The sequence below is a fragment of the Methylophilus sp. OH31 genome (assembly GCF_000576615.1).
Classification (GTDB): domain Bacteria; phylum Pseudomonadota; class Gammaproteobacteria; order Burkholderiales; family Methylophilaceae; genus Methylophilus.
Genome location: NZ_BAUS01000002.1, coordinates 551,646 through 577,548 on the forward strand (window position 1 = coordinate 551,646; position 25,903 = coordinate 577,548).

The 25,903-nt window shown below is 51.3% G+C and carries 24 protein-coding genes and 1 pseudogene; 11 read left to right on the forward strand and 14 right to left on the reverse strand.

Annotated features, from left to right (window positions below; translation table 11 throughout):
• Positions 1-24: 24 nt before the first annotated feature.
• Positions 25-579: a TetR/AcrR family transcriptional regulator gene (locus OH31_RS04435; RefSeq protein ID WP_019881836.1), complete on the reverse strand. Its 555-nt coding sequence runs from the start codon at positions 577-579 to the stop codon at positions 25-27.
• A 58-nt stretch (positions 580-637) separates the two neighbouring features.
• Positions 638-1,414, reverse strand: a complete 777-nt coding sequence (locus tag OH31_RS04440; RefSeq protein WP_024929784.1) for a hypothetical protein — start codon at positions 1,412-1,414, stop codon at positions 638-640.
• A 180-nt stretch (positions 1,415-1,594) separates the two neighbouring features.
• On the opposite strand from OH31_RS04440, the gene OH31_RS04445 reads away from it, so the two are divergent.
• The 6 genes from OH31_RS04445 (at position 1,595) to OH31_RS04470 (ending at position 6,968) form a co-directional block, all read left to right on the forward strand.
• Complete coding sequence (locus OH31_RS04445) at positions 1,595-2,641, forward strand: MoxR family ATPase (protein ID WP_024929785.1); 1,047 nt, start codon at positions 1,595-1,597, stop codon at positions 2,639-2,641.
• The gene (locus OH31_RS04450) at positions 2,638-3,498 is read left to right on the forward strand and encodes a DUF58 domain-containing protein (protein WP_024929786.1); all 861 of its coding nucleotides are present in this window, start codon (positions 2,638-2,640) and stop codon (positions 3,496-3,498) included. The genes OH31_RS04445 and OH31_RS04450 overlap by 4 nt, the downstream gene beginning before the upstream one ends.
• Before the next feature lie 101 nt (positions 3,499-3,599).
• Positions 3,600-4,511, forward strand: coding sequence for a hypothetical protein (locus tag OH31_RS04455; RefSeq protein ID WP_242402199.1), 912 nt, complete (start codon positions 3,600-3,602; stop codon positions 4,509-4,511).
• Positions 4,511-5,476 (forward strand): VWA domain-containing protein, encoded by a 966-nt coding sequence (locus OH31_RS04460; protein ID WP_019881842.1) that lies wholly within the window; start codon positions 4,511-4,513, stop codon positions 5,474-5,476. The genes OH31_RS04455 and OH31_RS04460 overlap by 1 nt, the downstream gene beginning before the upstream one ends.
• Positions 5,476-6,012 carry a hypothetical protein gene (locus tag OH31_RS04465; RefSeq protein ID WP_024929788.1) on the forward strand — a complete coding sequence of 179 codons (537 nt, stop codon included), beginning with the start codon at positions 5,476-5,478 and terminating at the stop codon, positions 6,010-6,012. The genes OH31_RS04460 and OH31_RS04465 overlap by 1 nt, the downstream gene beginning before the upstream one ends.
• Positions 6,012-6,968 carry a vWA domain-containing protein gene (locus OH31_RS04470; protein WP_036298649.1) on the forward strand — a complete coding sequence of 319 codons (957 nt, stop codon included), beginning with the start codon at positions 6,012-6,014 and terminating at the stop codon, positions 6,966-6,968. Before OH31_RS04465 ends, OH31_RS04470 begins: the two co-directional genes overlap by 1 nt.
• Positions 6,969-6,977: 9 nt before the next feature.
• On the opposite strand, the gene OH31_RS04475 is transcribed toward OH31_RS04470, so the two are convergent.
• Together OH31_RS04475 and OH31_RS04480 are read right to left on the reverse strand one after the other, a co-directional pair.
• Complete coding sequence (locus OH31_RS04475) at positions 6,978-8,135, reverse strand: metallophosphoesterase (RefSeq protein WP_024929790.1); 1,158 nt, start codon at positions 8,133-8,135, stop codon at positions 6,978-6,980.
• 85 nt (positions 8,136-8,220) lie between these two features.
• On the reverse strand, positions 8,221-9,078 hold the full coding sequence (locus tag OH31_RS04480) for a zinc dependent phospholipase C family protein (RefSeq protein ID WP_024929791.1): 858 nt from the start codon (positions 9,076-9,078) through the stop codon (positions 8,221-8,223).
• Positions 9,079-9,209: 131 nt separating this feature from the next.
• On the opposite strand from OH31_RS04480, the gene OH31_RS04485 reads away from it, so the two are divergent.
• Together OH31_RS04485 and OH31_RS04490 are read left to right on the forward strand one after the other, a co-directional pair.
• A complete protein-coding gene (locus OH31_RS04485) occupies positions 9,210-10,409 on the forward strand; it encodes a glycosyltransferase (RefSeq protein ID WP_024929792.1) in 1,200 nt (399 codons plus the stop codon).
• Between the two features lie 121 nt (positions 10,410-10,530).
• Entirely contained in the window at positions 10,531-10,896 is a 366-nt protein-coding gene (locus tag OH31_RS04490) for a putative quinol monooxygenase (RefSeq protein ID WP_024929793.1), read from the forward strand.
• An 80-nt stretch (positions 10,897-10,976) separates the two neighbouring features.
• Here OH31_RS04490 and pstB read toward each other — a convergent pair whose 3' ends face one another.
• From pstB to OH31_RS04520, 6 genes are all read right to left on the reverse strand, one after another.
• On the reverse strand, positions 10,977-11,756 hold the full coding sequence (gene pstB, locus OH31_RS04495; RefSeq protein WP_019881850.1) for a phosphate ABC transporter ATP-binding protein PstB: 780 nt from the start codon (positions 11,754-11,756) through the stop codon (positions 10,977-10,979).
• A gap of 25 nt (positions 11,757-11,781) precedes the next feature.
• The gene (gene pstA, locus OH31_RS04500) at positions 11,782-12,720 is read right to left on the reverse strand and encodes a phosphate ABC transporter permease PstA (RefSeq protein WP_024929794.1); all 939 of its coding nucleotides are present in this window, start codon (positions 12,718-12,720) and stop codon (positions 11,782-11,784) included.
• A gap of 79 nt (positions 12,721-12,799) precedes the next feature.
• On the reverse strand, positions 12,800-13,726 hold the full coding sequence (pstC, locus tag OH31_RS04505) for a phosphate ABC transporter permease subunit PstC (protein ID WP_019881852.1): 927 nt from the start codon (positions 13,724-13,726) through the stop codon (positions 12,800-12,802).
• A gap of 138 nt (positions 13,727-13,864) precedes the next feature.
• Entirely contained in the window at positions 13,865-14,860 is a 996-nt protein-coding gene (locus OH31_RS04510) for a PstS family phosphate ABC transporter substrate-binding protein (protein ID WP_024929795.1), read from the reverse strand.
• 124 nt (positions 14,861-14,984) lie between these two features.
• Complete coding sequence (locus OH31_RS04515; RefSeq protein WP_019881854.1) at positions 14,985-15,986, reverse strand: inorganic phosphate transporter; 1,002 nt, start codon at positions 15,984-15,986, stop codon at positions 14,985-14,987.
• A gap of 21 nt (positions 15,987-16,007) precedes the next feature.
• The gene (locus tag OH31_RS04520; RefSeq protein WP_019881855.1) at positions 16,008-16,664 is read right to left on the reverse strand and encodes a DUF47 domain-containing protein; all 657 of its coding nucleotides are present in this window, start codon (positions 16,662-16,664) and stop codon (positions 16,008-16,010) included.
• 170 nt (positions 16,665-16,834) lie between these two features.
• On the opposite strand from OH31_RS04520, the gene prfB reads away from it, so the two are divergent.
• Positions 16,835-17,939 (forward strand): peptide chain release factor 2 gene (gene prfB, locus OH31_RS14360; protein WP_148296188.1). Its coding sequence is split into 2 segments (ribosomal slippage): positions 16,835-16,915 and positions 16,917-17,939, totalling 1,104 coding nucleotides; the frame shifts between segments, so codons are not numbered across the junction.
• Between the two features lie 158 nt (positions 17,940-18,097).
• Positions 18,098-18,469 (forward strand): hypothetical protein, encoded by a 372-nt coding sequence (locus OH31_RS14985; protein WP_148296189.1) that lies wholly within the window; start codon positions 18,098-18,100, stop codon positions 18,467-18,469.
• On the opposite strand, the gene OH31_RS04535 is transcribed toward OH31_RS14985, so the two are convergent.
• The 4 genes from OH31_RS04535 to acs form a co-directional block, all read right to left on the reverse strand.
• A complete protein-coding gene (locus OH31_RS04535) occupies positions 18,390-18,782 on the reverse strand; it encodes a YchJ family protein (RefSeq protein ID WP_024929796.1) in 393 nt (130 codons plus the stop codon). The genes OH31_RS14985 and OH31_RS04535 overlap by 80 nt on opposite strands.
• A gap of 71 nt (positions 18,783-18,853) precedes the next feature.
• Complete coding sequence (locus OH31_RS04540) at positions 18,854-19,318, reverse strand: hypothetical protein (protein WP_024929797.1); 465 nt, start codon at positions 19,316-19,318, stop codon at positions 18,854-18,856.
• A 33-nt stretch (positions 19,319-19,351) separates the two neighbouring features.
• Complete coding sequence (locus tag OH31_RS04545) at positions 19,352-20,926, reverse strand: peptide chain release factor 3 (RefSeq protein ID WP_024929798.1); 1,575 nt, start codon at positions 20,924-20,926, stop codon at positions 19,352-19,354.
• Positions 20,927-21,078: 152 nt separating this feature from the next.
• Positions 21,079-23,055, reverse strand: a complete 1,977-nt coding sequence (gene acs / locus OH31_RS04550; protein WP_024929799.1) for an acetate--CoA ligase — start codon at positions 23,053-23,055, stop codon at positions 21,079-21,081.
• Between the two features lie 109 nt (positions 23,056-23,164).
• Here acs and glnE point away from each other — a divergent pair.
• A pseudogene (glnE, locus tag OH31_RS04555) lies at positions 23,165-25,897 on the forward strand (bifunctional [glutamate--ammonia ligase]-adenylyl-L-tyrosine phosphorylase/[glutamate--ammonia-ligase] adenylyltransferase); the annotation flags it as partial.
• Between the last annotated feature and the right edge of the window lie 6 nt (positions 25,898-25,903).

Sequence of the window (25,903 nt, forward strand, 5' to 3'; positions counted from 1 at the left end):
GTTTGCAGATAGCAGCCGTGGAGATTAAACCGCGTTACGAACCAGTGTCATGGCGGCGAGTTTGGCACGCGATGCCGCACCACTATTAGGCGCCAGGCGCTCAACCAGCGCTGCACCTTCAAACAGGATGGTCAGTTGCTGGCCAAGTGCCTCAGGGTCTTTGGCACCGGCATGGCGGGCAATTTTGCACAAATAACCTTGTAATTCGGCAGACAGTACTACTGAGTACTGGTTAATTGGGTGCTCTGCTTCCGGAAATTCAACCGCGGCAATATGAAAGGGCAGGCCACGGAATTCCGGCTGGCTGATCCATTGCTCCATCAGTTCGCACAGCAATAACAGCAACTCTAAGGACTCAGCCTTTTTAGAGGACAGTTGCGTATTCAGCCAGCTATAAAACCTGTCGGACTTGTCACGCAAGTAGGCGGTAATCAGCTGGTTCTTGCTGGGGAAGTGTTTATACAACGTGGCTTTGGCCACGCCTGCTTCCAGTATGATGGTATCGACGCCAGAAGCTTGTATCCCTCTGCTGTCAAACAGGCTGCTGGCTATATTCAGTATTTTCTCTCGCATGTTCATCACTTATCCTTTTATCCCGATTTTCAGGGTTCCCGATCTTTCGCTTGTGCTTTTACGCTTATTCTCTTGGTAAACGATCGCGCCCCTGTGGCCGCATCAATTCTTGCGGATACAGGCAACTGACATATCCAAGCGCTTGCCGCAAGTGTTCTACCTGATCAACATCCACTTTGCCCTCAGTCACAAACAAGATGAAAGCCTGGCGTTGCACTTCTGGCAGCATCGCTGCCTGTGGCAGTTGGCAACTGCCATTTTGCATTTTCTGATAAGCCAGGTTAAGCAAGCTCAGTGTCACTGGATCTACCGTGCCGCCATGTGACTGATCGGTGGCCGTTTCCAACGGTGACATCGCTGGTTCTAGCTGTTTTTGCTTGAGTGGCGCGAATGCCATCCAAACCACACATGCACTCACTAACAAGCCAAACGACAGCGAGCGCTGAAACGCTGGCTGCGCTAACTGGCTATGCACAGACTGGTCAAATAAATGCCAGGCCTGCGGGCTGCCTGTCTGTGATTGCACCTGTATCGCCCCCACTGCCAGGAAAAACCATTGGTCGAGCAGGGTAGGCGACAAGCTCGCCACCGATTGCTGCTGTGCCTGGTCTATCATCTGGCGGATCGTGGCAATATCCTGCACATTCAGTATATTGGTTGCACCACCTTGTGCCAGGCGTTGCCGGTTCCAGCGCGTCAGTGCATCACGTAGCCTGTAAAACGGCGCATGCCTGCCCCATTGCTTTAATCCGAGTGCCCATAACCCATGCGTTGCATAGGCTTTGCAAGTGCGCCCGTATCGCTGCCTGGTCTGATTCCCTATTGTTAGTAAATTCACCATAACCCCTAAAAATCCGCTTGCTTTTTTTTCGATGGCTGCAGTAGACTAGAAAAGAAGTGAACAGACCTGTCTGCATATTATCGCGGTCACACGCAAAATGCAACTGGTTGTCAACACACTCTATTCCAGAGGCTACTTTGCCATCATAGCGCTGGCTGAATTTGTAAACAAGGGATCATCATGACATCTGTCTCTATTGCAACACAATTGGCGGAATGGCGCGATCATGCGCTGACGCTTGAAAATGAAGTGAAAAAAGTCGTTGTTGGCCAGGATAAAGCCATCCGCGCCATTAATATTGCCATCTTTGCCCGTGGCCACGTGCTGCTGGAAGGCGGTGTTGGCGTGGGTAAAACCACCTTGCTGCAATCGATTGCACGTGGTTTGGGTGGTGCTTATGAGCGTATTGAGGGCACGGTGGATTTAATGCCAAATGACCTGATTTACCACACCTTTTTAGGGGAAGATGGCCGCCCAAAAGTAGAGGAAGGCCCTTTGTTGCGTGCAGGTGAACAGTTATCGGTATTTTTCTTTAACGAAATCAACCGCGCACGGCCGCAAGTGCATGCCTTGATGTTGCGTGTGATGGCCGAGCGCCATGTGCATGCGTTCAAAAAAGAATACCGCTTGCCGCACATGCTGGTGTTCGCTGACCGCAACCAGGTTGAAAAGAACGAAACCTTTGAAATTCCTTCTGCGGCGCGTGACCGTTTTATGATGGAAATCCCGATTGAGATTCCGGAAGACCGCGATTTGCGCAAGGCACTGATGTTTGACGTCAAGTTCCAGCATGCCGAACGCCTGACCCAGCAAGTGCAAGGCGGGGTGTTGGCCTATGACCAGCTGAATGCGTTTTCTGATGTGCTGCAAAGCCATATTCGCGCCAGTGATGTGCTGGAAGATTATGCACTGGACTTGTGGCAAGCGACGCAGTCTCCGGCGGCATTTGGCATTCAGCTCGATAGCGTGGATGTGAATCGTTTGATTCATACCGGTGCCAGCCCGCGCGGTATGGGCATGTTGCTGAAAGCTGCGCGTGTACACGCCTGGCTGATGCAACGCGACAGCCTGTACCCGGAAGATATTCATGCTGTATTCCACGAGATTATCGCCCACCGCCTGGTATTGAACCCGATGTTTGAGAGCCGCCGTACCCAGCTTTCACGTGAACTCACCAACCAGATTCTGGCCAATGTCAGCGTGCCAGCACGGGCCAAAGCAGCATGATTCCGGCCAACGCGCAGCCGTTTTTTTACCAGGTGCCATGGCGCTCTGCCAGTGTGCATGCTGGTGAGCATTTAGGCATACAGCGTGGGCCTGGTGACGAGTTCAGCAAGCACGTCTCCCTGGTTGATTACCCGGATGCCAGGCGGCTGGATTTACGGCAAACCTTGCGTGACCCCTACGAGCAGGTGCAGGTGCGGGTATTCAAGCAGGAAGCGTCGACGCCCTTGTATGCGATCTGCGATATGTCTAGCTCGATGCAGTTTCAGGGCCAGGTGAGCAAGCTGGCGACGGTGCAAGCCGTTGCCGCTTCGATCGCCTGCTCAGCCCATGAAAACAGCGATTTATTTGGCATGGTGAGCTATGACCAGACAGTGATTCCGCAACTAAGCCTGGCCCCCGGTCATCATGCACACCAGTCATTTGCCACCATAGACCAACTGGCCGGGTTTCATAATACGCGCAAGGATGGCCAGGGCATTGTGGAAGCGACCGGCTGGCTGGGCCAGCAAAAAGGCTTGGTCTTCTGGATTTCAGATTTCCACTTGCCGTTGGCCCTGATTGAGCGTGGCCTCAATGGCATGTCCAGCCACCAGGTGATTCCGGTGGTGTTATGGGACCCGCAAGAATATGAGCGCTTGCCACGCTTTGGCTTTGGCAATTTACAAGACCCGGAAACCGGGCTGCAAAAAACCATTTTTTTCCGCCAGGCGATTCGTGCCCAGTTTGCCGAGCAGTTTGAGCAGCGCAAACAGGCGCTGGATCAACTGTTCGCACGTTTTGATATTCGTCCGCTCTATGTCACCGGACAATTTGAGGCCAGCTTGTTGTCGGATTATTTTGAACAACTTATTCATTAGCGTGCCATGGTTAAAGAGAAGGTACCAGAGTGAAACAGAAGGTACCGGCGTGAAGCAAAACCGAAGTGAGAAAAAACCATGCTGAAACAGAAAGTATCGTGATGAAACAGATTTTATTAGGATGGCTGGCGACTTGCCTGATGGCAACACCAGCTTGGGCCGACACCGTAGCCCCCGCTAAATCATTGCCAGCAGTGAAAGTCGTCAGTGTGCATAACCCGGCACAATATGCGGGCATACAGCTGGGCGATGTGTTGCAACGTCGCATACAACTCGCAGTCGCTGCGCAAGACCAGCTCAACGACAGCAGCTTGCCGCTGAAAGGCTTGCAGCGCAATGGCATCGAGTTGCGCCAGTTGCAAGTCAGCAGTGAGTCACAGGCGGACAAAAAAATATACACGCTGGTATTTGATTACCAGGTATTTGCCAGTAGCGGTAAACCTACTCAATTACAGCTACCGGCTGAACGCATTAGCTTTAACAGCGGTGCCGCGGCAGAGTTACCCGCCTGGCGTTTTTGGCTGATGGCACAATTGCCTGACCGTTTGCAACCGGCCAAACCAACCGTGATTGCCCAATATCGCGCCAGTGTGCTGGATACGCAAGCCATACAGTGCTGGTTGCGTGTCAGTGTTTTGCTGGTGGTGGTTGGCGGCTTGGTATTGCTTTACCGTAATGCCGATTGGACCTGGTTGCCAATGATGAATGGGCACTTTGCCAAGGCTTATCACCGTTTGAAACGTTTGCCTGCAACGGCGGAAGGACAAAAGCAGGCAGCACTGATTCTGCAGCATGCGTTTAACCAGCATTATGGTCAGCAAATGCTGGGCAGCCAGGTGAGTGCATTTGTACAGCAACAACCGGTATTCCAATCGCTGGAAGCGCAGATACAGGCGTTTTTTACACAAGCGAATGCGGTACTGTATGGCGGGCAATTGCCTGCTGCGGCCGAATACCTGCAGCAATGCAAAACGCTGACGCGTCAGTTACGCGATTGTGAACGGAGGGTGTGATGCATTGTTTACACCCGTGGTTTTTGCTGCTGTTGCCAGTAGCGGCCGTGCCTTTTTTGCTCAAAAGTCGTCATGCGCAAACTTATTCCTGGCTGGAGATGGTGCCAGCAGACGCGTTTTCTGACCGCATCAATCTGTTGGTAAAGGCGGCCACCAGCCTGTTATTGCTATGCCTGGTGCTGGCCTTGGCCGGGCCGCAAGGCGATAGCCATCAGGAGCAAAAAATCGGCAAGGGCGCGCAAAGTGTGTTTGTGATAGACCGCAGCGTGAGTATGGATCACCCGTTTGCCGGGCAGGCCACCGGCGGCCATGCGGCAGAAATCAAGTCGGCTGCGGCCAGGCGCCTGATTACGGCGTTTATTGATTCACGGCCGGACGATATGATGGGCGTGGTCGGTTTTACCAACTCCGCGTTGTATGGCATGAAAATCACCACCAACCGCGAAGGTATTCATGCCGCGATTCAGGCCGCGACCGGGCCTGCGCTTAACCAGACCAATATTGGGGCGGGCATTACCAACGCCGTGACCCTGTTTGAAAATATTGCCAGCACCGGTTCACGTGCGATTGTGCTGTTGTCGGATGGCGCAGGTAAATTGAGTCCGCGTGTGAAATACCAGATCCGCAAGCAATTGGTCGGTAAAAAACTCAATTTGTACTGGATTGTGCTGCGCGAACCGGATGACATCAGTATTTTTACCCAAAATACTTACGATGATGACCATCTGCCGGAAGCGATTGCACTGGACCGTTTTTTCCAGTCATTGAATGTGAAATACAAAGCATTTGAGGCGGATAACGCGACGGCACTGGAATCTGCATTGCGCGAAATTGATGCCAAAGAAAAAAATGTGATTCAGTACGAAGTCATTATTCCTGGCCATGATTATGCCAAGGACTTGATGATTATCGCGTTCATTCTGGGCCTGGGCCTGGTGTTGATTAAACAGATAAAGGTGTATTAATGACTATCTATCGAAAAAATGCCAATTGGTTATGGGCTGGCTTAACCACGCTTGGCCTGTTAGGCGTGTTGTATTTTGGCTGGCAATTGCATCAATTGCGCGCGCTTAACCAGCAGATTCAAAGCGGTGTTGTGATCAAGCAGGGCGGTTCACCCGCCTTGCAGAAATTCACTGCCGCGTATGATCAAGGTTTGCATGGTGACTACAAACACGCTGTACAAACCTATGGTCAGGCGCTGGAGTTGTCACCGCCTGCCAGTGAGTTGCCGCATATCCATTTTAATATCGGCAATAACCTGTTTTTGTCCGGCCTGGTGCGCACGGTGAATGAAGATGGCACCTTTCAGGATGAAGCACGTTACGCCTTCACCCAGGCCAAAATTGCCTATGAGCAATCATTACGCTTGCAGCCAGCTGACAAAGCGGCCAAGTTCAACCTGGCCTTGCTGCACTCGGTGATGGCGCGCGGTATGCAGGGTGCGAGCAAAGAGCAATCGCATATGGAACTGAGTAACCTGCCGATAGGATTGCCATAATGAAGTACTTTGCCTGGTTAAAACAACATTATGAGCCGGTGTTATATGGGTTGGCCCTGCTGTTAGTGCTGTTGGCGCTGGTTAAACCTGAAATTCAGCTGCGACAACAGGTACAACATTATTTGCTGATTGCCGATATTTCTCAAAGCATGAATGCCGAGGACGAAACGCTGAAGCAACAGGCCGTGAGCCGCCTGGCCTATAGCCAGCACTTGATGAAGCAACTGGTACATAAGTCACCCTGTGGCACTTATTTCAGTTTGGGCATTTTTGCCTCGGACAATATTGCCATGCTGCAAACGCCGTTAGAAGTGTGCAAGAACCTGGATGTGATCAGTGACGGCATAGACCACCTGGAATGGCGCATGGCCTGGAAGGGCAATAGTCGTCTCAGTTTTGCCGTGCATGCGGCGACGCATGTGTATGATGCGCTCAATCAGCCAGCCCAAATGCTATTTTTTACCGATGGCGATGAAGCGCCGCGTGTGAATGTGACGATTAAGCAGGACTTGAGTGGCGTGCAGATTGGTGAGTTTTTTACTTTTATTGGCGTTGGCGGCCCGCAAAAAGTGGCGATTCCACGCTATAACTCGGCCAATAAACGGGTAGGGGATTGGCCAGTGAGTGACAATAACAACGCCGGGGCGGTGGGTGTGACGTATGCTGACCCGAGCCAGGATGAACCGGATCCGCCAGTGGCCTATGCCGAGTATGACCGCATGCTATCGCAACTGGAAGAAGATTATCTGAAGTCGCTGGCCGATGAGTTTAAGGGCAGTTATTTGAAAGGTACCGATAACGAGGCTTTTTACCGTACATTGGCAGGTAAGCCAGCCACCGCCAGCTTTGTGACAGACTACCCGTTGCGCGCTATTTATCTGCTACTGGCCCTATTGTTGATATTAGCCACTTATCTGCCTGATTTGCGCTTCCGGCGCCAGGCAGCGGCCACTTAAGGTATTAGTCTAATCGTTAGCAGCTACCAACGTTAAGCAGGTGATTTCCGACGGTGAGCCAAAGCGGTTAGGCGGGCCCCAATAGCCGGTGCCACGGCTGACGTAAATCCACAGGTCTTGCAGGCGGTGCAGGCCTGCCACATAAGGTTGTTGTAGCGGTACAAAGTATTTCCATGGCCAGAATTGTCCGCCGTGGGTATGGCCAGAGAGTTGCAAATCAAAGCCCGCCGCCTCGGCGGCTTCTGCACTGCGTGGCTGGTGCGCCAGTAATATCTTGGGCGCATCTGCGGGTGCACCGGCAATGGCGGCTTGCGGATCACTGTGGTGATCGTCATAGAAACTGCCTGCCGTATAGTCAGTCACGCCAGCCAATACCAGGGTGGCGCCTTCATGCGACAGTTTTACGTGTTCATTGAGTAACACACGTACACCGAGGCGTTCCAGTTCATTAATCCAGGCCAGTGCGCCTGAGTAATACTCATGGTTACCGGTCACAAAAAAACTGCCATGACGTGCTTCAAGCGTTGCCAATGGGCGTGTATGTTCAGCCAGCTCATGCACGCGGCCATCGACCAGGTCGCCGGTGATCGCAATCAGGTCTGCTTCTAAGGAGTTCACCTGTTGCACAATGCGGGAAAGATAGCCTTGCTTGATGGTTGGGCCAACATGAATATCGCTGATCTGCACAATACGGAATCCCTGCAAGCTCGCTGGCAAATCGCGTAGTGGCACAGTGACATTGACCACGCGCGCCAGTTTGCGCGCATTAAAGAAGCCAATAATGCTAATGGCAAAGGCTGCCGTGACTGCCAGTAAGGCTGACTGTTTTTCCAGGGCAGTGAAATCAATTTGCACCACATGTAATGCATGCAAGCCTGCCATCACCAGCAGTAATACATCACGCAAGACCGTGAATACCAGCAGGGACGAGAATAGTCCCATCACGGTCATTGCCACCCAGCTTACGCCATCACGCAAGGACTGGTTGCTGAAACCACGCGCCAGAAATGCCACGGGTTGTAATAACGCAGAGGTGGTTAAACCCGCCCAACCCAGCCACACGACGAGTGACGGCCATGGGAGTTGCCCTAACAGGCGCGAACCAATGTAATAGTGTAAAAGACCCACCAGCGTGGTGGTGACGATCAGAAAGCGGAGTGGCGGCATGCGTATGAATCCAGAGGAGCGTCGAAGGCGAGCTAGTCTTTAGATGGCGCCAATGCCAATAGATTCAAGTCCAGCGGCGATTTCGCTAACAATCTGGCTGGTTAGACCATTGATGCTGATAGTGCTCAAAGGCACTAATGGCGCGCGTAGGGCGCAGACGGGCATCTTGCAGGCATTTACGGCGCCAGTCATCGAGTTGCTCCATGCCCAGGTTGATATGCTCGGCGTGCAGTGATGGAAAGTGGCCGTTAAGCAGTTGCGGCAGGTCCTGCAACGCCAGTGTGACCTGGTCACGGTAGTAACCCAATTTGTGTTCAAACTCGTTATCCAGCCTGCAGTAACGGTGCAGCAGGTATTGTGGAATGCGCGACAGGCGCAAAGCCTGGTCTGCACTGGCCAGGCGGGAGACTGCTTTATTCACCGTGTCGGCTTCACATTGCAATGATTGTGTCAGCGTGTCTACAATGGTCTTGCGGTGTATACGCAACAGTTTGCCAGGGGTAGGCAGGTCTGGCACATGCAGGTAGGCATCCATGGCCCACTCGGCAGCAGCATGCGTAAGCAGGCTGTGGTGCTGCCATTTAGCCTCAAAGGTCGGTACAAAGTGCTGGTGGGCAACCACGTCTGTCAGCAGGTGCAGGTTGTAGCCGATGCCCAGTGCCAGTTGCCTATCGTTTTTGGTATGCAGTAGTTGTTGGCCGATGCCCCAGCCATGGCTATGGTTAAACGTGCGAGATACCACGGCCAGGTCGGGCAGGCAGGCGCCAGCCATCACCAGCGTCGGGTAGCGCCGCATGACGCCCAGCCAGGGCAGTGGCAACAGCGGCAAGGCCTGCAGCCACTGGTGTGTATAGGCAACATGCGAATACAAGCCCCAGGCATGTGCTTCACTTGGCAGGGCCAGTAACAGTAGCAAAATAATGGTCAGGGTGCGGAGTGACATGCGCGCACTTTGCGCCTGCTAAATGACAGTTAGATGAAATCTGTATGACGTTGATATGAAAGCAGTTTTTGTCATAAAAGCATCATGAGCTCTTGTTAAGCTATGTGAGATTTGTTAACTCGGAATCCTGCATGAAAATATTGATGATTTCAGATGTGTACTTCCCGCGCGTGAATGGGGTGTCTACCAGCATCCGTACCTTTGCCGAGAGCTTGCGCGAGCAGGGTCATGTCGTCCATCTGATTGCACCGCAGTATCCTGTCCAGCCGGGCCAGCCACTGTCGGCAGACGAGGCCTGGATTACCCGCATAGACGCCCGCAAAATCGTGTTCGATCCGGAAGACTATTTAATGAAATGGTCGGCCTTGGTGACTTACATCAACAGCCTGCATCCAGGCGATTATGATCTGGTACATATCCATACGCCTTTTATTGCACATTATGCCGGGCTCAAGATTGGCAAAAGACTGCAAGTGCCAGTAGTGGAAACCTACCATACCTTTTTTGAAGACTATATGCATCATTATTTGCCGTGGGTGCCACGCCAATGGGCGGTGCGTATCGCACAATCGGTGTCACGCAAGCAATGCCAGCAGGTCGATACCGTGGTATCTCCTTCGGCGCAGATGCGGGAGGTCTTACAGCAATACGGTGTCACCACGCCTATCATGGTCATTCCGACTGGTTTGGATGCTTCGCGTTTTATTCCCGGTGATGGTGCCGCGTTCAGGGAAAAATACGGCATTCCGGCACAACGACCTTTATTGATGTTTGTTGGCCGTGTGGCTTATGAAAAGAACATACAGTTTCTGCTTGAGATGTTGTCACTGGTGATTCAGGATCACCCTGAGGTGTTGCTGGTAATTACCGGTGAAGGCCCGGCCGAGGCCATGTTGAAGAAAATGGCGCGTGATAATGGGCTACAGTCGCACGTGATGTTCCTCGGTTACCTGAATCGCGCCGTTGGCCTGAACGCAGCCTATCAGGCGGCAGATATTTTTGTGTTTGCTTCCAAGAGCGAAACACAAGGCTTGGTATTGCTGGAAGCCATGGCGCAGTCTACTCCTGTGGTGGCGATTGCCGAATTGGGCACCGCGTCCATTTTACGCCAGGAGCAGGGTGCCTTGATTGCGAAAGATGATGAGTTGCACTTTGCCGAGCAAGTACAAACCTTGCTCATAGACCATCAATTGCGTGAGCGCGTTGGTAAGCAAGGCAAACGTTATGTGGAGCAAGTATGGTCCAGCGATGCACAAGCGAACAAACTGCTTGAGTGCTATGAGCGCCTGATGCTGACGCACATGCCATTGGCCGCGTCTGCCGCTGCCTAAGCATAGCGGTCTCATTAAAATCCTGATTTTGTGCGGGGAGGCTTGACGGTCAACCGCCTGCCAGCCAAGATATGGACAGACTTGTATTGATGCAAGCGTAACCTATCAGGAGAAATCAACCATGTTTACCCCAGACACCTGCTGCACGCTGGTTCCTTATTTTGAAGTGCCTGCCGAGAACCTGGCCGCATTTAAGGCGCTAGGCGCCCAGTTTTTAGACAAAACCCGTAACGAAGCCGACTGTATGCACTATGCATTTTCATTCAGTGGCAATATTGCGCATTGCCGCGAAGGCTATGCCAGCGCAGAGGGCATTCTGGCGCATCTGGACAACGTGGCTGAGCCACTGGGGGAAGCGCTCAAACTGGCCAAGTTGATTCGCCTGGAGGTGCACGCACCGGCGGCAGAAGTGGAAAAGCTCAAAGCGCCTTTAGCCGCATTGAGCCCACAGTTTTTTGTACTGGAAGCAGGCATCCGCCGTCAGTAAGTATGGCTGCATAGCAATAAAAAACGCCACATAGTGTGGCGTTTTTTTATTCGAGCTTTTAAATTAACCAAACGTTTAAATTAACCAAACTTGCCGGTAATGTAGTCTTCGGTTTCTTTACGGCCAGGGTTAGTGAAGATTTTGTCGGTATCGTCATACTCGATCAACTCACCCAGGTACATATACGCGGTGTAGTCGGACACGCGTGCCGCCTGTTGCATATTGTGCGTCACTACCAAAATAGTCAGCTTGCTGCGCAGTTCTACCATCAGTTCTTCAATGTTAGCGGTCGCAATCGGGTCCAGTGCTGAAGTGGGTTCGTCAAACAGCATGATTTCCGGGTCAGTGGCCAATGCACGGGCGATACACAAACGTTGTTGCTGGCCGCCGGACAGGTTGAATGCCAGGTCGTGCAAACGGTCTTTGACCTCGTTCCATAAAGCCGCGCCTTTGAGCGCCTCTTCTACTTTGTCGTCCATGATGCGCTTGTTGTTTTCACCACGCACGCGCAGGCCGTAAGCCACGTTTTCGTAGATGGATTTCGGAAACGGGTTAGGCTTCTGGAACACCATGCTGATACGCATGCGCACTTCAATTGGGTCTACACCTGAATCCAGCACATTCGTGTTGTCCGGGTGCATCACAATCTCGCCCTGGTATTTATTGCCAGGATATAAATCGTGCATACGGTTAAAACAGCGCAGGAAGGTAGATTTTCCGCAACCGGATGGGCCAATCAGCGCCGTGATTTTATTTTCATACAAAGGCATGGAAATGCCTTTGAGTGCGCGGGCGCCGTTGCTATAAAAAAAGTTTAAATCGCGTGCTTCGGCTTTTATTGCAGTTGTGACAGTGGCCATGGAGTTTCCTAAATCTTATGTGGCATTACCATTTAATATTTTTACGAATTTTGTAGCGCAACCAGATAGCTGCACCGTTCATTAACAGCGTGACAACGATAATCAGTGCACCGGTGGCAGCCGCATTGACATGAAATGCATGGTCAGGGCGCGACAGCCAGTTAAACATTTGAATCGGCATCACGGTAAAGCCTGAAGACAACCATTCAAAATTAAGGAATGGGGGTTCAGTCGTGATCGGGCTTGGTGGCAAGAAGGCGATAAACGTCAGTGCACCAATGGTAATAATCGGCGCAGTTTCACCCAGGGCGCGCGCCATGCCGATAATGATGCCGGTCAGGATGCCGCCGTAAGAGTATTTGAATACGTGATCGTAAACGACTTGCCATTTGGTCGCACCGACGCCGTAAGCGGCTTCGCGGATAGACACCGGAATAGCGCGGATGGCCTCACGGGTCGAGACAATGACAATCGGCAGAATGAGCAGGCCCAAGGTCAGGCCGGCGGTCAGAATGCTTTGGCCGAAGTCCAGCATGTAGACAAACAAGCCCAGTGCCAGCAAGCCGTAAATGATGGAAGGTACGCCTGCCAGGTTAGATACGTTGATTTCAATCAGGTCGGTAAACCAGTTTTTTGGTGCGTATTCTTCCAGGTATAAGCCAGCAGCGACACCAATGGGTACGGCGGTCAGAAACGTGACAGACATCACCAGTAACGAGCCAACCCAAGCTGAAAGTAGACCGGCGCGGCCAGCACGGCGCGAAGGGAATTCGCTCAAAAAATCCAGGTTAAATTTTGGATGCCCATCGGCAATCAGTTGCCAGAACAGCAACATCAGTGTCATTAAACCCAGCATCAGGCAAATCAGGCCCAGGGTGGCAAACAGTGTGTCATTGCGCTTGTGGCGTTTAATCATGGCGCGGACGTCGGCCAGATTTTCGAGGACAGAAGCTTTATGTTCCATGATTTTTTATTTCCGCATTGGCCAGTAGTCTGGCTACTGGCAGTGTATGGTGGTTATATGTCAGCAATGAGACAGTTTATTAGTAGCTTTCGCGGTATTTTTTGCGTACCCAGTGGCCAAAAATGTTGAATGACAGAGTCATTGCCATCAATACCAGGCCTGCTGCAAAAATACTTTGATAACCGATACTGCCATGTGGCAAGTCACCCATGGCCACCTGTACGATATAAGCGGTAATGGTCGCTGCACTATCCAGCGGGTTAAAGGTCAGGTTAGGTTGCTGGCCAGCGGCAATCGCGACTACCATGGTTTCGCCCACTGCACGTGAGATGGCCAGGATATAAGCAGCCACAATGCCGGAAATCGCTGCAGGGGTGACTACTTTAATCGCCGTCTGGAAGCGCGTCGCACCCATGGCATAAGAGCCTTCACGCATGCTCATCGGCACGGCGCGCATGGCATCTTCAGACATGGAAGCAATGTACGGAATAATCATGATGCCCATCACAATACCGGCACCCAGCATGTTGAAGCTCGGCAGGTCAGGGTAGATGCTTTGCAGTAAAGGGGTCACAAAAAACAGCGCGAAATAGCCAAATACGACGGTAGGCACGCCGACTAATAGTTCCAGGATAGGCTTGATGATTTCGCGCGTCTTGTGTGAAGCAAATTCAGACAGGAAAATCGCTGAAATGGTACCAATCGGTACGGCAACAGCCAGTGCAATGGCCGAGGTGGTCAGGGTGCCGGATACCAGCGGCATAATGCCGTAGTGCGCATCTTCAAATAAGGGCGTCCATTGCGTATCGGTAAAAAACTCGATGACGGACACGGTTTTGAAAAAACTCAGCGATTCGTATAGCAACACGCCGACAATCGCAAATGTGGTGGCGACAGCGACCAGGGCTGCCATCATCAGGATCAGTTCAATAATCCGCTCTTTGACATTGCGGCGGATATTTTTCGCCAGTCTGGGGCTGATGGTCAGTTGCACGGGAGCTTGCATTGCTTGGGTCGCCATAGTGTGTTGATCTTTTACTAATGATCAAGAGTATTGATCTGCCAGGGAAGAATTTTAGCGGATAATCCGCGGTTCAGGCCGAGTCATCACTAAAAAAGGGGCGTTGCAGCCCCTTTTTTATGATTACTTGATGCGGGATAACAAGTCAGTAATCTTGATGCCAACTTCAGAGGTGCCGTTGAAGCCAGTCCCTGGTTTCATCGCCTTGAAGTGTTCTTTCACTGCACTGTAATCTTCTTTAGGCAGCGGTACATACTTCACTTCCTTTACCAGTACTGGTGCGTTTTCCAGGTAGTAGTTAACGAAGGCTTTCACTTCTGGTCTGAAGGCTGCTGAGGTGGCGTTCACATAAATAAACAGCGGGCGGGATAATGGCTGGTATGTACCATCCATCACAGTTGCTTCGGATGGCAGTACTGGTTTACCACCTTCTTTAGCCACCACAGGTACCGCTTTCAGCTTGTCCGTGTTTTCCAGGTAGTAAGCCAGGCCGAAGTAGGCCATGCCGCCTGCATTACCAGCAACGCCTTGTACCAATACATTGTCATCTTCAGACGGTGTGTAGTCTGTGCGGCTGGCTTTGGCTTTGCCATTGATTGCTTCTGTAAAGTAATCAAAGGTACCAGAGGCAGTGCCTGGGCCATACAGGTTAATGGCTTTATCTGGGTAAGTAGCATTCACTTCTTTCCAGCTTTTCACTTTGGAGCCTGGCTCCCAGATTTTTTTCAGTTCTGCGACGGTGATTTGTTTCACCCAGTCGTTTTTACCGTTCACGACCACGGTCAATGCATCGTAAGCGATAGGCAGTTCAATAAACTGTACGCCACCTTCTTTACACGCATCAATTTCTTTTTGTGAAATAGGGCGGGACGCATCTGAAATATCAGTTTCGCCACGGCAGAACTTCTTAAAGCCGCCGCCAGTGCCAGATTCGCCGACAGTGACCTTCACGCCTTTGGCGCGTTGGAATTCTTCAGCGACGGCTTCGGTAATCGGGTAAACCGTACTGGAACCATCAATCTTGATGATTTTGTCCGCAGCCGTTGCTGAGTGCGTGAAGCTAAATGCCTGAACGATCAGACCGGCCATTAAAGTATTGCGGAACAAACGGGTTTTCATCTATACACTCCTGTGTTTGGTGTTGTCTGTTGTGATGCACGAAATCATAAAAACTTAATATGACAGAAATGTGACAAAAAATAAAAAAGGCGCAGTCTGCGCCCCTTTTTATCACTGATTTTCCTTACAGCAAGCTTTCACCAATATGATAGGCAATCGCCGCCATGATCGCGGCACAGGGGATCGTGAGCACCCACGCCCAGACAATGCGTGACGCCAGGCCCCAGCGTACAGCCGTCATGCGCCGTGATAAGCCGACGCCGACGATCGCACCGGTAATGGTATGGGTGGTAGAGACCGGAATGCCTAAACTTGTCGCCAGGAATAAGGCAATCGAGCCTGAAGTTTGGGCAGCGAAGCCACCGGTCGGGCGGATCTTGGTGATGCCCATGCCCATCGTACGCACAATGCGCCAGCCACCAAACAGCGTTCCCAGGCCCATCGCCAGCTGACAGGCAATAACGACCCAGAACGGGACGTGAAAGTCACCGTGCAAATAGCCATTGGCAAACAGTAATACGGTGATGATGCCCATGGTTTTCTGCGCGTCATTAGCGCCGTGGCCCAGGCTGAACAATGAAGATGAAATAAATTGCAGTTTGTTAAACCGGCTTTCGATTTTGTAAGGTGACGACTTTTGAAACACCCACATAATGCCAATCGATAACAGTAGCGCGAGTATCATGCCGAACAGTGGCGACAGGATAATGGCAATGCCGGTGCTGATCAGCTTGCTGCCGATAATCACGCCTTTGGTCCCAGAGTGTGCCATGCCTGCGCCAATCAGGCCGCCAATCAGTGCGTGAGATGAAGAAGAGGGAATGCCAAACCACCAGGTGATCACATTCCAGGCAATGGCGCCAAACAGCGCACCAAAAATGACGGTGTTATTGACGATGTTCGGGTCAATAATGCCTTTGCCCACCGTATCGGCCACGTGCAGGCCAAAAAACATAAACGCGACAAAGTTGAAAAAAGCGGCCCAGATCACTGCCGCCTGCGGAGTCAATAAACGGGTGGACACCATGAGCGCAATCGAGTTGGCCGCATCGTGAAAACCGTTCATAAAGTCAAAAATCAGGGCGACGAAGACTAGCACCGCCATGACTAAAATCACATGATCCATGTTGAGTTCCTGGTGACGGTGTTAGATGCGTTCAAGCACAACGCCATGGATGACGTCAGCCACGTCTTCACAGCTGTCTACGGCTTCTTCAAACAGGTCATATAATTGTTTTGAGCGGATTAAGGTGCGTGCGTCATGGTCTTCTTCAAACAGCCTGTGCATGCCGGAGCGCATGATATGGTCGGCTTCGCCTTCAATCTTGCTGATCTCTTCACAGGTACGCAAAATGCGCTCGGCATTTTTCATGTCAGACAACATGTGTACAGCATCCTGGACTTTTTCAGCGGCGCGCAACAGGATTTGCGCCAGGGCGACCATCTCTGGGGTGAATTTGCTATGGCCGTAAATTTCCACGCTTTGCGGAATGGCTTCCATATAGTCGATGATGTCATCCAGCGCCATGGCCAGCTCACGAATTTCGCGGCGGTCAAACGGGGTGATAAAGGTTTTATGCAAGGACAGCAGGATTTCCTTGGTGTACTCATCTGCCTCGGATTCAATATCGCGAATATCAGAGAAATGTTTCTGGAAACTTGCCTGATCGACTTCCGCAGCCATCAGGGCCAGCACTTTGGAACCACGCACCGCACAATCGGCCAGACGGTTAAACAGTACAAAATAGTTATCGTTTCTGGGGCTGATTGCAGCCATGATGCGGCCAAAAGTGGCATTCGCCATTGGGTACTCCCTGGTGGTTTCAAAGTTTTGTGACAGGGATTTTACTATTTTGTGACAATGTTTGTGACAAAAATCTGTATCTGAAATGGAATACAAGGCATGTTTTGGCGCTGAATCAGCGTTTTAGCTGCGGTATAATAGTGGTTTTTACACAATTTAAAATCAATCACATGGAAGCAGAACAACTAAATGCCATCGCCAATGCGTTGAGCGATTTGACCCAACGTCACCATGCCCTTCGGGGGTATCTTTGACTACGAAAACAAAGAGCAACGTTTAGCCGAAGTGAACGGCCTGCTGGAGGATCCCAAAGTCTGGGACGATGCTGAAAAAGCGCAAAAGCTCGGCAAGGAAAAACGCATGCTGGAAACCGTGGTTACCACGCTGGATGCCGTCGCACAATCGCTGACGGATAGCCAGGAGCTGTTCGACATGGCACGCGAAGAAAGCGATGACGATACGCTGCTCAGCGTCAGTGATGACGTAAAAAAAGTCGAAAAAACCATCGCCGAGATGGAGTTTAAACGCATGTTCTCGCAGCCCATGGACGCTAATAATTGCTTTATTGAGTTTCAGTCTGGCAGTGGTGGCACTGAGGCGCAAGACTGGGCGGGCATGTTGCTGCGCATGTATCTGCGTTATGTCGAGCGCAAGGGCTTTACGGTAGAGGTCCTGGAAGAATCTGAAGGTGATATCGCCGGGATTAAAGGCGCTTCTATCAAAGTCAGTGGCGATTATGCATTTGGCACGCTACGCACTGAAAGTGGTGTGCATAGGCTGGTACGCAAGTCACCGTTCGATGCCAACTCCAAACGCCATACCAGTTTTGCCAGTGTGCAGATTTTCCCTGAAGTCGATGATTCGATTGAAATTGAAATCAACCCGGCCGATTTACGCATTGATACCTACCGCGCCAGTGGTGCCGGTGGTCAACATATTAATAAAACCGATTCTGCGGTGCGGATTACCCACTTGCCGACCAACGTAGTGGTGCAATGCCAGAATGACCGCTCGCAACATCGCAACCGCGAGGAAGCGATGAATATGTTGAAAGGCGCGTTGTATAACCTGGAACTGAACAAACGTAACGAAGAGAAGCAGGCGCTGGAAGATGCCAAAACCGATATTGGCTGGGGGCACCAGATCCGCAGCTACGTATTGGACCAGGGCCGTATTAAGGATTTGCGTACCAATGTTGAGATTGGCAATACGCAAGGGGTGCTGGATGGTGATCTGGATCCATTTATTATGGAGAGCCTGAAGCAGGGCATGTAATTTTTGTGTGAATATTAAACCCGTCTGTTTGTTGATCGGCAGGCGGGTTTTTTATTACTTGTTGTGATACAAAGCGTTACACAGCGATACACCGTTGAGATATTGATACGCCTAGAATAAACCTGACATCACATGATGAGTGCAGGAGAGCGAAATTTATGGCGAGTATTATTTGCAAGGTGAGCGCACAGTTTACCCAGAATATCTTTTTACGCTTGGATAAGCATCAATATGGTTATCTGGATCAGAATACGCTGGAGCGAGCATTAGTCGGCCTTAGTCAATATGAGATCAAGCAACTTTTGCTAGCGCTGGATCAGGATGGCGATCAGCGCATCTATCCGCATGCGCTTCATCTTGCCATCCTGGATTGGCTCAGTGAATCGAGCACTCTCCCGATTTCGACTTCATTTGCCAGTCTGATTGTCCTTTATGGACTGGATGACGAGGTTAATCTACAGGCGGCTTCTGGTTCTCGCCGATATATAACCAGCGATCATTCTCTTTTACAAACCGGCTATGCTCGGTAAGTTGCGTTTTTTTCTGGTTCCCACTCTGATACGTTGCGCTAAATTCAACTTCGGCATGTGTGGCATCTGACTGGTGATGTGTTTTCACCTGTAACTTCATCCATTTAATGCCATTCAGGTCATCCAAGGTCAATGTTTCTGGCCTGCTGTCAGGGTGCCAGGTCGCTAAAATATAGTCTGGCAGTTTCATCACATAAGCAGTGTAGCGCGAACGCATTAATCGCTCTGCATCCGGCGCTGCTTGCCCTTCATGTAAAGGCTGGCAACAAGCGGAATAAGGCTGGCCGCTATAGCATGGGCAAGGATTTTGCATATGACTCCAACTCTCAAAAAACACGCTATTTATCACTAGGTTGTTGCCTGAGTGATCGCTCTGGTCACAGATTAAAATAATTCGGACTGGGCCGCCGGCGGTGCTGCCAACAGCTTATCGATATCAAGCTCAAAAATACCCAGCTTCCCAGCGCAGGGCATCAACGGTAATGGCGTGGCCTGCTCAAATAGAAAACCATAATATTCCTGATGTACGCCGCCAAAATGCGCGCGCTGTTCGCGACTAATGCCAGCAGGTAACTCACCAGGCTTGCTGCACAAAACCAGTTTGGCAATGCCAACGACGCCGCCATATTCCAGTTTGTCTCGGTCTGGGATGGGAACGTCAGTGTGGCATTTAATATACTGATAATATTCCTCATACAGGCCTTTACTTGCATGAATGAGGATGGGACCACGATATTGCGTGCCCCAGCTGCGGTCGTCCACCAGTAAATAGCCGTTGGCAATCAGCCATGCAAATGGTTGCTTGAGAGACAATGCCTTGAGCACGCCGGACGGCACTAAAGTGGACATGGTCTGACTACCTGATAGCTTAATTGCCCGCGCTTAGGCGATTTCCCGTGTTTCCATAAACTGGATATCAGGATAACGTTCTTGTGCCATTTGCAGGTTAACGCGGTTAGGGGCCAGGTAAACGTAATCATCGGCACTATCGAGGCCGACGTTAAAGCCGTATTTATCCGCAATCGCTTTCAGGTCGGCATCAGAGCCTTTGAGCCAGCGTGCGGTGTAACAGTCGTAGGGCTCAAACACCATGTCGACGCCATACTCATGTTCCAGGCGGTGTGCCACCACGTCAAACTGCAACATACCCACTGCGCCCAAAATGAGGTCGTTCGACAATAAGGGGCGGAATAGCTGCGCCGCGCCTTCTTCGGATAACTGTTTGAGGCCGATTTGCAGCTGCTTCATCTTCATCGGGTTTTTAATGCGCGCGCGACGGAAAAACTCTGGCGCAAACGACGGGATACCAATGAATTTGAGTGCTTCGTTTTCAGTAAACGTATCGCCCAATTTAATCGTCCCGTGGTTGGGGATGCCGATAATGTCGCCGGAGTAGGCTTCATCCATAATGGTACGGTCTTGCGCCATAAAGGTAATGGCGTTATTGACGTTGAGCATCTTGCCGGAGGCGACCTGCTTGATCTTCATGCCACGCTCGAAACGGCCCGAGCACACACGTAAGAATGCAATTCGGTCACGGTGTTTGGGATCCATATTGGCCTGGATTTTAAACACAAAGCCAGCGAATTTTTCTTCGTTAGCCGCCACAGCACGGGTGGCTGTTTTGCGGGCTTGTGGTGGAGGTGATAAGTCGACTACCGCATCCAGCAGCGATTGCACGCCGAAGTTATTCACGGCTGAGCCAAAAAATACCGGCGTTTGTTTACCGCTTAAATAACGTTCTTTATTAAATTCGTTAGAAGCGCCACGTACCAGCTCAATATCTACGCGCAGCTCTTGCGCCTGGTAGCCAATCAATTCATCCAGTCTTGGATTATCCAGACCTTGAATGGTCTCTGAAGTGCCTTTTTCAGCGCGCGGATCAAAGAATAAAATGGAGTCATTGACCAGGCTATACACGCCACGGAAGGTTTTACCCATGCCGATCGGCCAGGTCATGGGCGCGCATTCCATGCCCAATGTCGTTTCGATTTCATCCAGCAACTCAATAGGCGCGCGGCTTTCGCGGTCCAGCTTGTTGATGAAAGTAATAATTGGCGTGTCGCGCATGCGGCAGACATTAAGCAATTTAATGGTTTGCGCTTCGACGCCGTTTACAGAGTCGATCACCATCACCGCCGAGTCTACGGCGGTCAGGGTACGATAGGTGTCCTCCGAGAAGTCATCGTGGCCTGGTGTGTCCAGCAGGTTGACCATATGTTCGCGATACGGAAACTGCATCACAGAGGAGGTGACGGAAATGCCGCGTTGCTTTTCCAGTTCCATCCAGTCTGAGGTGGCATGACGCGCCGCTTTACGGCCACGCACTTCACCGGCGACCTGAATCGCACCACCAAACCACAGCAGTTTTTCGGTGAGCGTGGTTTTACCCGCATCCGGGTGCGAAATGATGGCAAAGGTACGGCGGCGTTCAACTTCTTGCTGCAAACTGGACATGAAAAAATAGCGCTTTGGGAAAAAGCGCTATTTTAACCCAGATTTTACATTGGGCCGCATCATGCACCTGGCCGGATTATTTTCGCATCAGGAAGATGGCTACTGCCGCGAACACAATCAGGATAATCAGGCCTTCCACATTCAGTCCAGTCTTAATTGATTGGCTGTTTCAATTGTTCCAGAATGGCGGGATTGTCCAAGGTGGAAATGTCGGAAGTGATTTCCTCGCCTTTAGCCAGGCTACGCAGCAAGCGGCGCATGATTTTGCCCGAGCGGGTTTTGGGCAGGTTATCGCCAAAGCGGATTTCGTCGGGTTTGGCAATCGGGCCAATTTCCTTACCTACCCATTCGCGCAGTTCAGCGACGATTTTTTTGGCTTCTTCACCTTCCGGGCGCTTGCCTTTGAGCACGACATAGGCCACTACAGACTCACCTTTGATCGGGTGCGGTTTACCCACCACGGCAGATTCAGCCACTAAATGATTGGCGACCAAGGCTGATTCAATTTCCATGGTGCCTAATCGATGACCAGACACGTTCAACACATCGTCAATGCGGCCCATGATGGTGAAGTTGCCGGTGTTGACATCACGTACCGCGCCATCGCCCGCCAGGTAAAGATTGCCACCCAGCTCAGCCGGAAAGTAGCTGGTTTTATAACGCTCAGGGTCGTTATAAATGGTGCGTATCATGGATGGCCAGGGTTTTTTAATCACCAACAGGCCGCCGCTGCCCCAGGGAATGTCTTTGCCGGTTTCATCCACGACATCAATATCAATGCCGGGGAAGGGCAGGGTACAGGAACCTGGCACCAGTGGTGTGGCGCCAGGTAATGGTGTAATCACATGGCCGCCAGTTTCGGTTTGCCAGAAAGTGTCGACAATCGGGCAACGGTTGCCGCCGACCTTTTCGTAGTACCACATCCAGGCTTCCGGGTTGATCGGTTCACCCACGGTGCCCAGCAGGCGCAGGCTGGATAAGTCGAAATGGTTGGGGTGGGTAGTGAAGTCAGTTTCACCGGCTTTAATCAATGAACGGATCGCTGTCGGCGCGGTGTAAAACACGCTGACTTTGTGGCGCTGGATCATTTCCCAGAAACGGCCAGCGTTAGGGAAAGTCGGAATACCTTCAAACACAATTTGTGTTGCGCCCATGGCCAGTGGGCCGTAGGTCACATAACTGTGGCCGGTAATCCAGCCCACATCGGCCGTACACCAGTAAATATCATCCGGCTTGATATCAAATGTCCAGCGCATGGTGTTCATGGCATGCAGCAAATAACCTGCTGAACTATGTTGTACGCCTTTGGGTTTGCCAGTAGAGCCTGAGGTATAGAGCAGGAATAAGGGATGTTCGGCATCGACCATTACGGGTTCACAGGTGTCGGCCTTGTCGGCAATCAGGTCGTGCCACCAGGTACATTTATTATCCCAGGCCACGTCCTGGCCGGTTTTCTTGAATACCACCATATGGCGGATGCTGTCACAGCCACCCATGGCAATGCCTTCATCTACCGCTTGTTTCAGTGGCAAGGTTTTGCCGCCACGGTATTGGCCGTCAGAGGTGATGACGGCGACTGCGCCGGCATCGATAATACGTTCGTTCAGGCTCTTGGCCGAAAAGCCGCCAAACACGACGGAGTGGATAATACCCAGACGTGCACAGGCCTGCATGGCGACGATGGCTTCAATGCCCATCGGCAGATAGATAATGACGCGGTCACCTTTGACCAGATTGAGCGACTTCAAGCCGTTGGCGAACTGGCAAACCTGGTGATACAACTCTTTATAAGTGATATTTTTTACATCGCCGTTATCTGCTTCAAAAATAATGGCGGTTTTATTCGGGATGGTTTGCAGGTGCTTGTCCAGGCAGTTGGCGGAGACGTTCAGCTCGCCATCTTCAAACCATTTATAAAATGGCGCATTGTCCTGGTTCAGCGTTTTGTTGAATGGCTTGTGCCAAATCAATAACTCGCGTGCCAGTTTGGCCCAAAATCCTTCGTAATCCTGCAATGCTTCTGCATGCAGGCGCTGGTATTCCTCCATGCTGCCCACCGCTGCCTGGCTGGCAAACGCCTTGCCTGGCGCAAATACGCGGTGTTCATGAAGTACTGATTCGATAGACATAGCGACCCCCAAAAATCAATGTCAAAAAATGAAAGTGTGAGCGAACCTCAGGTATTATTATTCTGGTTCTGATTGACAAACTCTCCGAGCACACAACTCATTACAAGAGCAAAAACTCATGCAACAGCTTGCCCAAATTCTAACAGAAAAGCAGGTCGCGTCTACAGAGGCCGCCTATTTGCTACATGCAGCAGCCTGCAGCCCATTTTTTGCCAGATTCGTTACGAAACATACAGATTTTATAACTGATTTGTTAGATAACTTATATAAGACATATAAGACTGAAGATGTTAACACTTTGTTTTTATATGAAAAAGATATTGAAGAATCTGTTTTTTTGCAACAAATCAGACTGAATCGGCAGCGCTTAATGGCGCATATGATCGTGCGTGACCTGAATGGCCTGGCAGACTTTGCCGAAGTGGCAGAAATCACCAGTGCCCTGGCTGAATCAGCCATTACTGCCGCGGTGGATTTTTATCACGCCCGTTTGGCAGAAACCTATGGCAACCCGCGCGATGCCCAGGGGCAGGCACAACGCATGATTGTGGTCGGCATGGGCAAGCTGGGTGGTCGCGAACTGAATGTGTCGTCTGACATAGACCTGATTTTTGCCTACGAGCAGGAAGGTGATACGGATGGTGCAAAGTCGGTCAGCAACCAGGACTTTTTTACCAGATTAGGCAAAAAGGTCATTGCTGCGCTGGATGATGTCACGGCAGATGGTTTTGTGTTTCGCGTCGATATGCGTTTGCGGCCATTTGGCTCAGAGGGCGCGCTGGTGTGCAATCTGGATGCGCTGGAAGATTATTACCAGAATTATGGCCGCGAGTGGGAACGTTATGCCTGGATTAAAGGCCGTGCCGTGTGCGGGCCTGACGCAGCGCTGACCAAGGTGATGAAGCCGTTTGTGTTTCGTAAATACCTGGATTTCAACGCCTATGCCTCCATGCGTGATCTGAAAGTGCAGATTCAGCGTGATGTGGTGCAGCGCCGTTTGTCGGACAATATTAAGCTGGGACGTGGCGGTATCCGCGAGGTGGAGTTTATTGCGCAAGTATTCCAATTGATCCGTGGCGGGCAAGTCCCGGATTTGCAAATCAAGCCGACATTGGCGGTGCTCGATTGCCTGGCAACGCGTGGCATGCTGCCTGCTGACGACGTCTCTGCGTTAAAGGAAAGTTATATTTACCTGCGCAACCTGGAACATCGGCTGATGTATATCGATGATCAGCAAACACAGGACTTACCAGATTCGGACACCTATCGCGGCTATTTATTACACATGCTCAAGCAGCCGGATTGGGCCAGTTTCATCACTGAGCTGAATATTCACCGCGACCGCGTACAGCGTTTTTTTGACGATACGTTTAAAGACGAGCAAAGCAATGACTTGCAGCAGGAAACCGCACTGTGGCAAGGCACCGTGAGCGGCAACGAAGCCGGGCAATGGCTGGTCCAGCACGGTTACACCCGGGCCGATGATATTGTGCATTTGCTGCAACAAACGCGTAATAGCCAACGGATCCAGCAGTTGCCGGAGCAGAGCCGCCGCCGTCTGGATCAACTCATGCCCTTGCTGTTGCGTGAGGCCAGTCTGCAGCAAAGCACCACACCAGATACCGCCTTGATACGGACGCTGGATTTGCTGGAGAGCATCTGCCGCCGCGCCAGCTATTTGGCCTTGCTGGCCGAGTTTCCGGATGCGCTGGCTTTGATTGTTAAACTCTGCGCCGCCAGCCCGTGGATTGCGCAGTATGTCTCCGCCCACCCGATTTTGCTGGACGAGTTGCTGAATAAGCAAACACTGTTTAAGCGGCTGGATGCCGCGCAGTTGAAAATTGAACTGACACGGCATATGCAGCAATTGGCAGGGGATGTAGAAGCACAAATGGATGCCATGCGGCATTTCAAGCATGCCAATGTGCTTAAAATTGCCGCCCAGGATTTGATGACTGCCTTGCCGTTGGAGGCGATTTCAGACGATTTGAGCGCGCTGGCTGATGTGATTCTGCAGGTCAGTGTGCAGACGGTTTGGCAAAATCTGCCGTTTAAGCATCTTGAAATACCGAAGTTTGCGGTGATTGGCTACGGCAAGCTGGGCGGCAAAGAGTTGGGTTATTTGTCTGACCTGGATATTATTTTCCTGTTTGAAGATGAGGCCGACAGGGCGCAGGAAATTTATGCACGCTTTGCCCAGCGCCTGAACACCTGGTTTAACACCTTGACCAATGCCGGCCTGTTATATGAAACTGATTTGCAATTACGGCCAGATGGCAATAGCGGCTTGCTGGTGAGTACGGTGCAGGCCTTTGCTGAATACCAGCAACATAAAGCCTGGGTGTGGGAGCATCAGGCCATTACCCGCGCACGTTTTGTGGCAGGTGAAACGGCGATTGGTGAAACCTTTGAGCAGGTTCGCCGTCAGATTATGTGCCAGCCGCGCGACACTGCTGCGCTCAAACAAGAGATTGCACACATGCGCGAAAAAATGCGCGAGGCGCATAAACCCAAAGCTGATCGCTTTGACGTCAAGCAAGGGGCCGGCGGTATTATTGATGTTGAGTTTATGGTGCAATATCTGGTGCTGGCACAGGCAGTGCATTATCCTGAGCTGACTGACAATATTGGCAATATTGCCTTATTGCAGCGCTGTGCCAAGCTGGGCTTGATTGAATCAAGCGCGCTGGCTGAAAAAGTCGCTGATGCTTATCGTGAATATCGCACCTTGATACACCATGCCAAATTGCAAGGCTTGGATGCCGCGGTGGCCGTTGACCAGTTGCAGCCAGAGCGGGCGGCTGTGGTGCAATTGTGGCAGGCGCTGTTCGCTGACGATTGAACGTTG

What these genes read in the sequence shown, in the direction of transcription:
- OH31_RS04435 (WP_019881836.1), bottom strand. Translation starts at nt 579, where the DNA reads ATGAACATGCGAGAGAAAATACTGAATATAGCCAGCAGCCTGTTTGAC.
- OH31_RS04440 (WP_024929784.1), bottom strand. Translation starts at nt 1,414, where the DNA reads ATGGTGAATTTACTAACAATAGGGAATCAGACCAGGCAGCGATACGGG.
- OH31_RS04445 (WP_024929785.1), top strand. Translation starts at nt 1,595, where the DNA reads ATGACATCTGTCTCTATTGCAACACAATTGGCGGAATGGCGCGATCAT.
- OH31_RS04450 (WP_024929786.1), top strand. Translation starts at nt 2,638, where the DNA reads ATGATTCCGGCCAACGCGCAGCCGTTTTTTTACCAGGTGCCATGGCGC.
- OH31_RS04455 (WP_242402199.1), top strand. Translation starts at nt 3,600, where the DNA reads ATGAAACAGATTTTATTAGGATGGCTGGCGACTTGCCTGATGGCAACA.
- OH31_RS04460 (WP_019881842.1), top strand. Translation starts at nt 4,511, where the DNA reads ATGCATTGTTTACACCCGTGGTTTTTGCTGCTGTTGCCAGTAGCGGCC.
- OH31_RS04465 (WP_024929788.1), top strand. Translation starts at nt 5,476, where the DNA reads ATGACTATCTATCGAAAAAATGCCAATTGGTTATGGGCTGGCTTAACC.
- OH31_RS04470 (WP_036298649.1), top strand. Translation starts at nt 6,012, where the DNA reads ATGAAGTACTTTGCCTGGTTAAAACAACATTATGAGCCGGTGTTATAT.
- OH31_RS04475 (WP_024929790.1), bottom strand. Translation starts at nt 8,135, where the DNA reads ATGCCGCCACTCCGCTTTCTGATCGTCACCACCACGCTGGTGGGTCTT.
- OH31_RS04480 (WP_024929791.1), bottom strand. Translation starts at nt 9,078, where the DNA reads ATGTCACTCCGCACCCTGACCATTATTTTGCTACTGTTACTGGCCCTG.
- OH31_RS04485 (WP_024929792.1), top strand. Translation starts at nt 9,210, where the DNA reads ATGAAAATATTGATGATTTCAGATGTGTACTTCCCGCGCGTGAATGGG.
- OH31_RS04490 (WP_024929793.1), top strand. Translation starts at nt 10,531, where the DNA reads ATGTTTACCCCAGACACCTGCTGCACGCTGGTTCCTTATTTTGAAGTG.
- pstB (WP_019881850.1), bottom strand. Translation starts at nt 11,756, where the DNA reads ATGGCCACTGTCACAACTGCAATAAAAGCCGAAGCACGCGATTTAAAC.
- pstA (WP_024929794.1), bottom strand. Translation starts at nt 12,720, where the DNA reads ATGGAACATAAAGCTTCTGTCCTCGAAAATCTGGCCGACGTCCGCGCC.
- pstC (WP_019881852.1), bottom strand. Translation starts at nt 13,726, where the DNA reads ATGCAAGCTCCCGTGCAACTGACCATCAGCCCCAGACTGGCGAAAAAT.
- OH31_RS04510 (WP_024929795.1), bottom strand. Translation starts at nt 14,860, where the DNA reads ATGAAAACCCGTTTGTTCCGCAATACTTTAATGGCCGGTCTGATCGTT.
- OH31_RS04515 (WP_019881854.1), bottom strand. Translation starts at nt 15,986, where the DNA reads ATGGATCATGTGATTTTAGTCATGGCGGTGCTAGTCTTCGTCGCCCTG.
- OH31_RS04520 (WP_019881855.1), bottom strand. Translation starts at nt 16,664, where the DNA reads ATGGCGAATGCCACTTTTGGCCGCATCATGGCTGCAATCAGCCCCAGA.
- OH31_RS14985 (WP_148296189.1), top strand. Translation starts at nt 18,098, where the DNA reads ATGGCGAGTATTATTTGCAAGGTGAGCGCACAGTTTACCCAGAATATC.
- OH31_RS04535 (WP_024929796.1), bottom strand. Translation starts at nt 18,782, where the DNA reads ATGCAAAATCCTTGCCCATGCTATAGCGGCCAGCCTTATTCCGCTTGT.
- OH31_RS04540 (WP_024929797.1), bottom strand. Translation starts at nt 19,318, where the DNA reads ATGTCCACTTTAGTGCCGTCCGGCGTGCTCAAGGCATTGTCTCTCAAG.
- OH31_RS04545 (WP_024929798.1), bottom strand. Translation starts at nt 20,926, where the DNA reads ATGTCCAGTTTGCAGCAAGAAGTTGAACGCCGCCGTACCTTTGCCATC.
- acs (WP_024929799.1), bottom strand. Translation starts at nt 23,055, where the DNA reads ATGTCTATCGAATCAGTACTTCATGAACACCGCGTATTTGCGCCAGGC.